Origin of the sequence: Leptothrix cholodnii SP-6 (assembly GCF_000019785.1) — a bacterium.
GTDB classification, from domain to species: Bacteria; Pseudomonadota; Gammaproteobacteria; order Burkholderiales; family Burkholderiaceae_C; genus Sphaerotilus; species Sphaerotilus cholodnii.
In genome coordinates this window covers 4,252,970-4,266,133 of sequence record NC_010524.1, presented here as the reverse complement: position 1 = coordinate 4,266,133, position 13,164 = coordinate 4,252,970, and the positions used below count along the sequence as shown (strand labels likewise).

The window sequence follows — 13,164 nt, the reverse complement described above, 5'->3', positions numbered from 1 at the left end:
CCGCCGATCAGAACTTGATGAACTGCGATTCGTCGATCGCCGCGCCGGCCGGTGCCATCACCCTGTTGCCGGCCAGCTTGAGCATGCCGTTCTTGCCGCCAGCGGGCTTGTCCGCTGCGGCCGGCTTGCGCACGCCGGCGAAGGCGCTGCGGTTCGGTGTGCCGGATTCGAGCTTGAAGAAGGCCATGGTCTGCTGCAGCTGTTCGGCCTGGCCGCTCATCTCCTCGGCGGTGGCGGCGAGTTCTTCCGAGCTCGACGCGTTCTGCTGCGTGGTCTGGTTGAGCTGGCTGACCGCCGAGTTGATCTGGCCGACACCCGAGGCCTGTTCGGTCGACGCCGCCGCGATCTCCTGCACCAGGTCGGAGGTCTTGCGGATCGTCGGCACCATCTGCTCGAGCAGCTTGCCGGCCTTCTCGGCCAGGTCGACGCTGCTGGTCGCCACCTCGCCGATCTCCTGGGCCGCCACCTGGCTGCGTTCGGCCAGCTTGCGCACCTCGGCGGCCACCACCGCGAAGCCCTTGCCGTGTTCGCCGGCGCGCGCGGCCTCGATCGCCGCATTGAGCGCCAGCAGGTTGGTCTGCGCCGCGATGTCGTCGATGATTCCGATCTTCTTGGCGATCTGCTTCATCGCCGCCACGGTGGCGTCGACCGAGGCGCCGCCGTCGGCCGCGTCCTGCGCCGCCTTGCCGGCCATGCCTTCGGTGACCTTGGCGTTTTCGGTGTTCTGCGCGATCGAGCTGGTCATCTGCTCGATCGAGGCGCTGGTCTCCTCGACGCCCGCGGCCTGCTCGCTGGCCGCCTGCGACAGCGACTGCGCCGTGGCGCTGACCTGTTCGGAGGCGCTGGCCAGCGCCTGCGCACCCGAGTTGACGTCGGCCACTACCTGCGACAGCTTCCGGATCGTGCTGTTGACGGCGGTCTTGAGCTCGTCCCAGGTGCCGTCGTAGCTCTTCTTCATGGCCACCGTCAGCTCGCCTTCCTGCATGCCGCCGAGCACCTCGCGCAGCTCCTGCACCGGCGTGTTGACCGCCACCATCACCGCGTTCAGGCCTTCGAGCACCTTGCGGTAGTCGCCCTGCTGCCGGGCGGCATCGACCCGCACGTCGAGCCGGCCTTCCACCGTGGCGGTCGACAGCGTGTTGGCATCGGCCACCAGCGCGTTGATGGCCTTGATGACGTCGATCAGGCTCCTGGCCATCACGTCGCCTTCCGAGCGGACCTTGACGACGGCCGTCAGGTCGCCCAACGAGATCGCCTTGGCGGCCGCGGCCTGCTGGTTGGTCGCGTCGATGCAGGCGTTGAGGTTGTTCTTGATGGTGTTGAAGTCGCCGTGGTAGGTGTCGGTGATCGGCGCCGGGGCGTTGCCCAGCGAGATCTTCTCGACATAGTCGGCGGCCACGTTGAGCGGGCCGATCACGGCGTCGAGCGTGTCGTTGACGCCCTTGACCACGCGCTGGTAGTCGCCTTCGTGCCGGCTGGCGTCGGCGCGGGTGGCGAGCTTGCCCTCCACCGCCGCCTTGCTCAGCACGCCGGCGTCGATCACCATCCGGTGGATCGCGCTCTGCACCGATTCGACCGCACGCACCACCTCGCCGACCTCGTCCTTGGCGTCGGACTTGAGGTCGAAGTCGAAGTTGCCCTTGGCCATCTTGCGAGCCGCATCGACCACCTGGTTGACCGGGCCGGTGATCGAGCGGGTGATCAGGAAGGCCATGGTGATGCCGATCAGCACGCCCGCGCCGGCCAGCACGATCAGCAGCGTGCGCGTCGACGCGGCGAGCGCCTCGGCGTCGGCACCGACCTGCTCGGACAGCTCGGTCTGGTAGTCGATGAAGGCCGTCACCGCGACGACATAGGTGGTGAAGACCGGCCGGTAGTCGGCGTTGAAGTACCTGACGGACTCGTCCCACTGGCGGGTCTTGATCAGCTCCTCGAGCTTCAGCGATGCGTCGACGAAGGGCTTGCGCGTCGTCTTGGTGGCGTCGTAGGCCAGCTTGCCCTTGTCGCCGTAGCTGAACTTGTCGAGCGACTCGAAGTTGGTGCTGACGTTCTTGCGTGCCGCGACGATCTTGTCCAGCTCGATGCGCGTGGCCTCGTCGCTCTTGAGGATCAGCATGTTGCGGTGCGAGCGCGCGACCTGGTTGATCTGGTTGATCACGTCGTTGGCGAGCCGCGCCTTGACGTTCTTGTCCTGCACCAGGCCGGCGATGTCGGTCTGCAGGTCGCCGACGCGGCTCAGGCCGATGCCGGCCACCGTGATCAGCAGCAGCAGCGCCACCGCGAAGCCTGTGCCGAGGCGCAGGCCGATTTTCAGATTCTTGAACATGTCGGTACTCCCGATCGAGAGTGTGGAGAGATGAAGGTCAGACCCGGATGAGCGGCCGGCCGTGCCGGCGTGCACGCCCTGGCGGCGGCGCGTGTTCGCGGCCCCAGATGCGGTGTGTGCCCGGCGGGAAGGCCGCCCGCGACGGCTTGGCTGGCGTGTTCATGGGGAGATCGATTCGAGCCCCTGGCCCTGCGCCAGGCTTCTCTTGTCGTGGTTGATGCAACGGTTGATGAGGGCCGGCACGTCGAGGATCAGGGCGACCTCGCCACTGCCGAGGATGGTCGAGCCGCTGATGCACTTGACGTGGCCGAACATCGCCTCGAGCGGCTTGATGACGGTCTGGAACTCGCCCATCAGGCGGTCGACCACCAGGCCGGCGCGCTGCTTGCCGTGCTTGAGCACGACGATGTTCTGGCTGCGCGGCGGCGGCGCGTTCAGCGCGAAGATCTCGCGCAGGCGGATGAAGGGCAGCACCTGGCCGCGCAGGTTGGTGTAGTCGTGGCCGGGCTCGGCGCTGTAGGCGATGCACTCCTCGATCATGTCGAGCGGGATCGCGTAGACCGACTTGCCGGCGCCGACCAGGAAGCCGTCGATGATGGCCAGCGTCAGCGGCAGGCGCACCGTCACGGTGGTGCCCGTGCCCTCGGTGCTGGCGATCTCGACCGAACCGCGCAGCGCCGTGATGTTGCGCTTGACCACGTCCAGCCCGACACCGCGCCCCGACAGGTTGGTGACCTGCTCGGCGGTCGAGAAGCCCGGCTCGAAGATCAGCCCGTAGACCTCGCTGTCGCTGAGCGTGTGGCCGGCTTCGACCAGGCCGCGCTCGATCGCCTTGGCCAGGATGCGCTCGCGCCTGAGGCCGCCGCCGTCGTCGCGCACGGTGATGACGATGCTGCCCGAGTCGTGGAAGGCGTTGAGTTCGAGCCGGCCCTGCGCCGGCTTGCCGCGTTCGAGCCGCAGCGCCGCCGATTCGATGCCGTGGTCCATCGCGTTGCGCACCAGGTGCATCAGCGGGTCGCTGATCTTCTCGACCACGGTCTTGTCGAGCTCGGTGTCCTCGCCCTGGATGACCAGCGCGATGTCCTTGCCGAGCTCGCGCGAGACGTCGTGCACCACACGCTGGAAGCGGCTGAAGGTGGCGCCGATGCGCACCATGCGCAGTTGCAGCGCGCTGTCGCGCACCTCCTGCACCAGCGTCGACAGCTTCGAGGTGCTTTCCTGCAGGTCGGCAAACTGCGCCCGCTGGGCGATCTGGTTGACGTTGGCGCCGGCGATGATGAGTTCGCCGACCAGGTTGATGAGCTGGTCGAGCTTGTCGGCGTCGATGCGGATCGAGCGGCTCTCGTGCGCGCCGCTGTCGCGCACCTGCTTCTGCCTGACCAGCGCGGCCTCCACCACCTCGGGCTGCACCACGCCGTCGTCGACCAGGATGGCGCCGATCAGCTTGTCGGGGTGCGCGGCCTGGTCGTTGATGGCGTGGTCGAGCTCCTGCGCGGTCAGGGTGCCGCAGCGCAGCAGCATCTCGCCCAGGCGGGCGGCTTCGCCCTGCTGCTCGATCAGGCGGATGTAGTCGCCGATGCGGCTGTGCGGCGGCAGGATGCGCAGCTCGCACTCGTCGCGCACGAACTCGAACACGTTCTCGATCGTCGTCTTGTCGGCATCGGTGCGCAGTGCCAGCTCGAAGCCCAGATAGCAGCGCTCCGGATCCATCTGCCCGGCCTCGGGCAGCGCCTCGGTGTGGATCGCCGCGCCGGCGATGCGGCCCAGCGTCTGCAGGTAGCGGATGAACGACAGCGGGTCGAGGCCGTTCCTCAGCACGTCGGGGCCGAAGCGCAGCGAGATGTGCCAGCAGTCGGTGGTGGCGCTGTCGCGGTCGATGCGCTCGACCACGCCGTTGCCCGGCCGGGTGGCGTCGGCGATCAGGGTGCGGGCGCCGGTGTCGGCGGCGGCTGGCGGGTCGGCCCGCACGCCGAGATGGCCGCGCAGTTGCCCCAGCAGCGGCTCGCCCTGGGCCAGCAGCGCCGCCTCGAAGTCGCCCTGGTTCGTCTCGACCGTGTCGATCAGCGCGCAGATGTGGTCGCGGCAGGCCAGCAGCAGCACCACCAGCGCGTCGCCGATCGCGATCCGGCCGGCGCGAACCTTGTCGAGCACGCTTTCGACCACGTGGGTGAATTCGACGATCGCGTCCAGGCTGAACAGCCCGGCCGAGCCCTTGATGGTGTGCGCGGCGCGAAAGATCGCGTTCACCAGCTCGTCTTTCTGCTCGGCCTCTTCAAGCCCGAGCAGGGCCTGCTCCATCTCGCCCAACAGTTCCCGGCTCTCGGAAATGAAGGTCTGGAGTGCCTGGTCGATGTTCATGGCAGATTCGCCGCAGCGGCCTCAGTTGCGATGGGGGGCGTCGCGTGCCGGGGCATCGATCACCATCGGGTCGCCGAAATGGCCGGCGATGTGCAGCAGCTCGAAGAGTTCGATCACGGCCGGGCTGTGGCCCACCAGGCGCACCTCGCGACCGCTGCGCCGGGCGTGTTTCTTGGCCAGCATCAGCAGTTGCAGGCCGGCGGTGTCGATGTCGGTCACGCCCGACAGATCGATTTCAGTGGCTGCCGGCTCGGCCAGCAGCGCCTGTTTCAGCTCGGTCGCCCGGAATATGCTCAGTTCGCCCTGGATGCGCAGCGTGCGCGGCGCATCACCGGTTTTCGGATCGGTATCCATGTCAGGCTCCGGCGCGTCATGGCAGGCAGAGTTTCTGCACCGCCACCAGCAGGTGATCCGGCTTGAACGGCTTGACCACCCAGGCCCGCGCGCCGGCTTCCTGACCCTGGCGCTTCTTGGATTCTTCCGACTCGGTCGTCAGCATGATGATGGGCGTGAACTTGTAGTTCGGCATCTGCTTGACGGCCTTCACGAAACTGATGCCGTCCATGTTGGGCATGTTGACGTCGCTGATGATCAGGTGAATCTTCTGCCCGGTCATCTTGGCGAGTGCGTCCTTGCCGTCGCGGCCCTCCAGCACCAGGTAGCCGGCGCTCTTGAGTGCGATCCCCACGACCTCGCGCATGGAGGCCGAATCGTCAACGATCAGAATGGTCTTGGCCACGGCGTTCTCTAGAAGAAGGTGATTTCGGTCTCGGTGCTCTGCACCGCTTTTTCGCCCTGGTGGATCACGTGCTGATCCTTCATGGCGTAGGTGTTCTTCAATTCGGTGAGCAGCATCTGGGCATCGATCGGCAGCAGTTCGCCGCTTTGCGCATACTGTTGCTGATGCTCCTGGAAATACCCGGGCAGGCGCTCGATGTTGTCCTTGACATGATTCATGATCTGGCTCACCCGATCCTGGAATTGCAGCTGGATCAGTGCATCGCCGATTTCCGACTTGATTCCCGTGCTTTCGTCCTTGAGCAGCGTGCTGGACTGCAAAAGGGTATCGGTGATTTCCTTGAATTCCGTGAGCACCCGGCCGACCGAGGTTTGCGTTGTGACAAGGGATTGCTCTTCCTGGTCGACCTGTTCGCGCACCACGGCACACGCGTCGAGTATTCCGGCGTGGATCACGCCGACTTTCTCGTCGATGCTGCGGCCGGTTTCACCGGACATCGTCGACAGCAGCCGGAACTCCTTGGCGACCACCGCGAAACCGCGCCCCTGCTCGCCGAAACGGGCCGCCTCGATGGCGGCGTTGAGCGCCAGCAGGTTGCTCTGCTGGGCGATCTTGGCGACATCGGCGGCCATGCCCTGCAGGTCGGTGACGAAGCGGCGCAGGCCCTGCACCTTCTCGAGCATGGTGAGCATGCTGGTGGTGGCGGCCTTCTGCGCCTCGATCACGACACCGAGCTCGTGCTGGCTGCGGGCGAACACGGCGCCCAGGCCGTTGTCGCTGTCCTGCACCGTCGCATGGCTCATGCCGGCGGCCTCGACCGCGGTCGCGAGCTTGGCGACGATGCCCGAGAAGCGCCGCGTCAGGGCCGAGATCGCCACTTCCATCTGCTCGCGCGAGGCTTCGATGTGGCCGCTCCAGATCGGTGCCACCTCGGCGCTGAAGGCCTGCTCGCTGGCGAGGTGGGCCGAGATCGCCGCCAGCATCCGCGCGTGTCGCGCCGACTGCCACAGGCCGATGCCGATGCCGGCCGCGACCTGGGCCAGCGCCAGGACGATGCCGACCCAGCTGGATCCGGTCGTGACGAGGGTGGTCACCGCGCCGGCCAGCGCCAGGCCGACCGGAGGCAACAGCAGGGCCCGAGGGCGATCCGCACTGTTCACAGGGAGTTCTCCTATTTGTTGAGGAGATCATCCCGCCGGCGCTGCGGCCCGATCTGAAGAAAAGAGCCGTCTTTCGGCGCAATCGGTTGCATCGACGCCATCGGCACGGCACGGCGCCCACCCCGCGGACGACGGTGCCCCCCGGGAAAGTGTGTGACATCTTCCACGCTAGCCTGATTCAGTTTGCCTGAACTGAAAATGTCGAATCGACGGGTCGACCCGGGCGAGTGCAGGGCGGGCCGCCCCGAACAGGCGGCGCAGCACCGTCGAAACGCCCGGAAAACCTTTTGATATGATTAACTGCAGATAAGCTGTGGTGCTGGTCACGACTCTGGCCGAGGGATTCGGATCGCTATTTCCAATTCCCTACACTGCAATTCTTAGGGCTTTCTGAGCAGCCGTTCGAATTCGCCACAAAAGGTGTCGGCGATACCACCCCGGGCGGGGCTGTACACCCTCGTTAGCCGAACTTAATATCGCTGCACGCTCACCGGATTTCTCGGCGAGAAGCTTCCCGTAATACCGTGTCAAACGCTGCCGTGATGCAGTGGGGGCAGGCTTTTGCCTGCCGCGGCGGCAACCACGGTGTCACGGGCGCCCGAGCGATACAGATTACTGCACCCAATCAGAGGCTCACATGCGAAAAAGCACCCGATTCATCCGCACGCCGATCGCGGCGGCCACCAGTGTCCTGGCGGTCCTGCTCGGCACCGGCTTGACCGCCCAGGCCGGCGTCGGCTTTGGCGAAAGCCAGGATTTCTCCGGCAATCCGGTCTCGAACATCCGTTCCCATTTTGCGCACAGCCCGCGTGGCGACCGCGAGAGCGCCAACCCGACGGCGGCCGACGAAGCGGCCCGCCTGTTCGGTGCCGGCAAGCTGATGGGCGCCAGCGCGGTCGACACCGGCCGCGCGCTGCGCAAGTTCGTCGATCCGCTGCCGCTGCCCGGCCAGCCGCAGACGATGGCCGACGGCACCGTGCGTTATCTGCCGGTGGCCGCGCCCACCAAGTGGATCAACCCGCAGACCGGCCAGCCCACCGGTGACGACTACTTCGAAGTGGCGGTCATCGAATACAAGCAGAAGCTGCACTCCGACCTGAAGAACCCGACCACCATCCGCGGCTACGTCCAGCTGTCGACCGCGGCGGTGCCGGGCAAGCAGGTGCCGCTGTTCTACCCGGACGGCGTCACGCCGATCCTGGTGCAGGAGACCGACGCGCGCGGTTTCCTGGTCTTCAACACCGACGGCAGCCGCAAGATGGTGCAGGCGCGTGCGGTCGACGATCCGCACTTCCTCGGCCCGGTCATCCAGGCCCGCCAGGGCGTGCCGACGCGCTTGAAGTTCATCAACCTGCTGCCCTTCGGCCGTGCCGAACTCGGCGCGCCCGACGCCGACGGCAAGCCGGTGGTGACTGCCCGCAACGGCGACATCTTCCTGCCGCTGGACAAGTCGATTGCCGGCTCCGGCCTCGGCCCGGACGGCTTCACCGAATACACCCAGAACCGCGCCAACATCCACCTGCACGGCGGCGACACGCCGTGGATCAGCGACGGCACGCCGCACCAGTGGATCGCCCCGGCCGAAGAGGCCAACGCCGCCAACGGCCGCGGTCTGGCCGCGCAGAGCATCGATCCCGAGTTCCTGCCCAGCTTCCTGCGCGGTCCGGGCGCGATCAACGTGCCCGACATGCCCGATCCGGGCCCGGGTGCGATGACGTACTACTTCCCGAACGGCCAGTCGGGCCGCATGCTGTGGTACCACGATCACTCGATCGGCATGACGCGCCTGAACGTCTACGCCGGCATGGCCTCGGCCTACCTGCTGGGCGATGCGGTGCAGGACGCGCTGATCAGCGGCGGCTCGGCCACCGTCAACGGCAAGAGCGCCACCTTCCAGGCGGTGCTGCCGCCGGCGGCCGACACCATTCCGCTGGTGATGCAGGACCGCACCTTCGTGCCGGCCGACGTCGCGCTGCAGGACGCGCGCTGGAACACCAGCGCCTGGGGCGCCGAGAGCGACTCGTGGTTCCCGCACGTCTATGAAACGGTCCAGGATCCGAACCAGCTCAACGGCTTCAATGCCGTCGGTCGCTGGCACTGGGGCCCGTGGTTCTGGCCGGTGTTCCCGGCGCTGTACGACCTGCCCTCGGGCGAATACGGCGACGTCACCGTCACGCCCGAAGCGTGGATGGACACCGCGATGGTCAACGGCGTGGCCTACCCGACGCTCGACGTCGATCCGAAGACCTACCGTTTCCAGATCCTGAACGCCTCGAACGACCGTTCGATGAGCTTCAACCTGTTCGTCGCCGACGACGCCCAGCCGTTCACCGACCCGGTCACCGGCGACGTGCGCCTGACCGAAGTGAAGATGGTCGACGCGGTCATTCCTGCCGACCTCTGCAGCGGCGACCAGACGCGTGCGGTGCAGCCCGACGGCAGCATCTGCACGCCCGCCACCTGGCCGACCGATGGCCGCGCCGGTGGCGTGCCGTCGCCGGCCTCGCAGGGCCCGACGCTCTACCAGATCGGCAGTGAAGGCGGCCTGCTGCCGCAGGTGGCGGTGATCGACCCGGTGCCGGTCAACTACAACTACGACCGCGGTCGCATCACGGTGCTCAATGTGCAGACCCCGGCGCTGCTGCTGGGCAATGCCGAACGCGCCGACGTGGTGGTCGACTTCTCGCAATACGCGGGCAAGACCCTGATCGTCTACAGCGATTCGCCGGCCCCGATGCCGGCCGGCGACCCGCGCAACGACTACTTCACCAACGTGGGTGACCAGTCGACCGAGGGCGGTGCCGAGAACACCAAGCCCGGCTACGGCCCGAACACCCGCACCTTCATGCGCATCAAGGTGCGTGCGGCCGCCCCGGCGCCCGCGCTCGACGTGGCCGCGCTGAAGGCCGAGATCCCCAAGGCCTACGCGCTGTCGCAGGAAACCCCGGTGGTCGGCCAGAAGGAATACAACACCGCCTTCGGCACCAGCTGGACCGACAGCGGCGCCTACGCCGACATCTACGCCGGCTCGCTCAAGCAGCCGCTGTTCAAGTACACCCCCGGCACGCCCAACGGCGGCGGGTTCAACAGCGTCAAGGTCACGCAGATCGGCTCGGGCTACGTGAGCGCACCGACCGTCACCTTCGCCGACAGCACGGTCGGCAACGAGGTCGGTGCCAAGGCCCAGGCGACGCTGAAGATGAGCGCCATCACCGTCACCGATCCGGGTGCGGGTTACGTGTCGGCACCGATCGTGAGCATCGTCGCCCAGTCCGGCGGCGGCTCCGGCGCCGTGGCCGAAGCGCGTCTGGCGATCGACAAGATCACCATCACCAACGGCGGCGCCGGTTACACCTCGGCTCCGGCGGTGCGCTTCTCGGTGCCGCCCACCGGCGGCGTGCAGGCCAGCGGCACGGCCATCGTCACCAACGGCCGCGTCACCGGCGTGACCCTCGACAACCCGGGTTCGGGCTATGTGGGCGCACCGACCGTGAGCTTCCAGGGCGGTGGTGCCACCACCACGGCACGTGCCACGGCCACCGGCAAGATCTCCGACGTCAAGCTGCTGTCGCTCGACCCGATGAACCCGATCGTCTACAACGCCGACGGCAGCATCGCCTCGCTCGGCGCAGCCGGCGGCGGTGGCTACACCGACATGAGCCAGGTGCTGATCAACTTCAACGGCGGCGTGGCTCCGGCCGGTGGCCGCGCGGCGATCGCCAGCGCCTCCGGCAGCCTGTTCGACGTGACGATGGTCAACCACGGCGTCAACTACACCGCCAACACCACCATTGCCTTCAGCGGCGGCGGCGGTTCGGGTGCGGCGGCCCAGGTCGACACGCTCAACGGCGGCACCGCGACCGGCTCCAACCTGGTCAAGACCAAGGCGATCCACGAGCTGTTCGAGCCGACCTTCGGCCGCATGAACGCCATCCTGGCGGTGGAAATCCCGTTCACCAGCGCGCTGACGCAGACCACCATCCCGCTGGCGATGATCGACGCCCCGACCGAGCGTTTTGCCGACGGCGAGACGCAGATCTGGAAGATCACGCACAACGGCGTGGACACCCACCCGGTGCACTTCCACCTGCTCAACGTGCAGCTGATCAACCGCGTGGGCTGGGACGGCTGGATCGACCCGCCGGCTCCGAACGAGCTGGGCTGGAAGGAAACCATCCGCATGAACCCGCTCGAGGACGTGATCGTGGCGGTGCGCGCCAAGCGTCCGCCGCTGCCGGGCTTCGGCGTGCCCAACAGCATCCGGCCGATGGACCCGTCGCAGCCGATCGGCTCGCCGTACGGCTTCACGCAGATCGACCCGAACACCGGCACGCCGCTGTCGGTGGTCAACGAAGTCATGAACTACGGCTGGGAATACGTGTGGCACTGCCACATCCTCGGCCACGAGGAAAACGACTTCATGCGTCCGATCGTGTTCGACGCCAACGAAGCCGTTCCGACCGCGCCGGGCGCGCTGACCGCATCGGCCAACGGCTCGGGTTCGGGCGTGCTGCTGGGCTGGAGCGACACCTCCGCCACCGAGTACCAGTTCCGCGTCCTGCGGGCCACCGGCGCAGCCGGCACGGTCTTCACGCCGATCGGCACCGCACTGGCCAACGGCGGCAGCTACCTCGACAACACCGCCCAGCCGGGCACCAGCTACCGCTACCAGGTGGTGGCGGTGGGTGCCAACGGTGAAGCGGCCTCGGGCATCGCCGACATCACCACGCCGACCGGTGCCCCGGTCGTGCCGGCCGCCGTGCAGGCGACCCAGCTGAGCGCCGACAGCGTGCGGCTGCAGTGGCTCGACCAGTCGACCGACGAAGCCGGCTTCGCCGTCGAGGTGTCGGTCAACGGCGGCGCCTTCGCGGCACTGACCACGGTGGGCAGCAGCGCCGCCAACGTCACGGCCACCGGCATCACCGTCACGTTCGACAACGCAGGTGCCGCGGTCGGCAGCACCTACACCTACCGTGTGGCTGCCGTGAACGCCAGCGGTGCGGCCTCGGCCTACGTCAACTCCAACACCGTCACGGTGATGGGCCCGCCGGCTGCGCCGAACACGCTGACGGCCATCGTCAACTCGAAGACCCAGGTCGCACTGAACTGGATCGACGGCTCGACCGATGAAAGCCAGTTCGTGATCGAGGCGTCGGTCAATGGCGGCGCCTTCGCCGCGGTCAGCACGCTGGCCACGCCGTCGGCCGGCGCCAGCGGCGGTGCGGTCACCACCAACGTGGCGGTGGTCAACGGCAACACCTACGTGTTCCGTGTCGCTGCGTCCAACACCTGGGGCAGCTCGACCTATGCCACCTCGGCCTCGGTGCCGGTGATGATCGCCCCCAACGCGCCGACGGCTCAGACCGTGTCGGTGGCCGGCGCAGCGGTGACGCTGAACTGGCTGGACAACGCGACCGACGAGACCAGCTTCGTGGTCGAAGGCTCGCTCAACGGCGGCGCCTACGCCACGGTGGCCACGGTGACGCGAACGGCGGCACAGGCCACCGACAGCGCGACGCCGGTTTCGACCAGCGTGACCGCAGCCGCGGGCACCTGGACCTACCGCGTGCGTGCGATCGGCGCGGGGGGTGCCTCGGCCAACAGCGACTGGGCCAACAGCGTGACGGTGACGGCCACCGGCCCGGCTGCGCCCACCACGCTGACGGCGGTGCTGCAGTCGTCGACCCGGGTTCGGCTGAGCTGGGTGGATGCGTCCACCAACGAGACCAGCTTCCTGATCCAGCAGTCGGTCAACGGCGGCGCCTTCACGCAGATCGGCACCGTGAACCGCAGCGCGGCGCAGGGCGCAGCCAGCGGTGGCGTGCTCAGCTCGCAACCGACGGTCGCGGCCGGCAACACGTATGTGTTCCGCGTCATTGCACGCAACGCCTCGGGTAGCTCGGCTCCGGCCGACGTCACGATCACCGTTGCCGTGGCACCGGCGGCCAACCTGGCTGTGGCGGCTGTCAGCGCCACCTCGGCCCGCCTGAGCTGGACCGACGGCGGCCCGCTGGAGACCGGCTACCGCGTCGAGCGCAGCACCGACGGCGTCAACTGGACCGTGTTGAGCACCACCGCCGCCAACGCCACCGGCTACACCGCCACCGGCCTGACGACGGGCACGACCTACCAGTTCCGCGTCACCGCGGTGCGTACCTCGGGTGGCGTCACGACCACGGCCACGCCGGTGGAAGTGAGCTACACGGTGGTGGCACCGCCGGTGCCGACCGCGCCGAGCGCCCTGGCGGTCAACGCCACCGCGCAACGCTCGGTCACGCTGGGCTGGGTGGACAACGCCAACAACGAGACCAGCTACCGCGTCGAAGCCTGCCTCGGCACCTGCACCGATGCATCGACCTGGGTGCTGGCGGCCACGTCCACCGCGAGCGCCACGCAGCAGACGGGCACCGGTGCCCGCACGCTGACGGTCAGCCGCATCTCCGCCAACGGCAACAACCGCCTGGCCGCTGCCACGACCTACAGCTTCCGGGTGGTCGCGGTGGGTGCCTCGGGCAACAGCGGGGTCAGCAACATCGTGACCGCCACGACGCTGCCCTGATCGACAGAACGGGCTGATGCCA

General features: G+C 67.8%; 6 protein-coding genes. 1 reads left to right on the top strand and 5 read right to left on the bottom strand.

Annotated features, from left to right (window positions below; all coding sequences use genetic code 11):
- Positions 1-7: 7 nt before the first annotated feature.
- From LCHO_RS18915 to LCHO_RS24220, 5 genes are all read right to left on the bottom strand, one after another.
- Positions 8-2,326, bottom strand: a complete 2,319-nt coding sequence (locus LCHO_RS18915; RefSeq protein ID WP_012348800.1) for a methyl-accepting chemotaxis protein — start codon at positions 2,324-2,326, stop codon at positions 8-10.
- A 159-nt stretch (positions 2,327-2,485) separates the two neighbouring features.
- Positions 2,486-4,684 (bottom strand): chemotaxis protein CheA, encoded by a 2,199-nt coding sequence (locus LCHO_RS18910; RefSeq protein WP_012348799.1) that lies wholly within the window; start codon positions 4,682-4,684, stop codon positions 2,486-2,488.
- A 21-nt stretch (positions 4,685-4,705) separates the two neighbouring features.
- Entirely contained in the window at positions 4,706-5,038 is a 333-nt protein-coding gene (locus tag LCHO_RS18905; protein ID WP_012348798.1) for an STAS domain-containing protein, read from the bottom strand.
- Between the two features lie 16 nt (positions 5,039-5,054).
- Positions 5,055-5,423, bottom strand: a complete 369-nt coding sequence (locus LCHO_RS18900; protein ID WP_043704492.1) for a response regulator — start codon at positions 5,421-5,423, stop codon at positions 5,055-5,057.
- Positions 5,424-5,431: 8 nt separating this feature from the next.
- Positions 5,432-6,550 (bottom strand): methyl-accepting chemotaxis protein, encoded by a 1,119-nt coding sequence (locus LCHO_RS24220; RefSeq protein WP_275935165.1) that lies wholly within the window; start codon positions 6,548-6,550, stop codon positions 5,432-5,434.
- Positions 6,551-7,220: 670 nt separating this feature from the next.
- On the opposite strand from LCHO_RS24220, the gene LCHO_RS22375 reads away from it, so the two are divergent.
- Entirely contained in the window at positions 7,221-13,142 is a 5,922-nt protein-coding gene (locus tag LCHO_RS22375; protein ID WP_012348795.1) for a fibronectin type III domain-containing protein, read from the top strand.
- Positions 13,143-13,164: the final 22 nt, after the last annotated feature.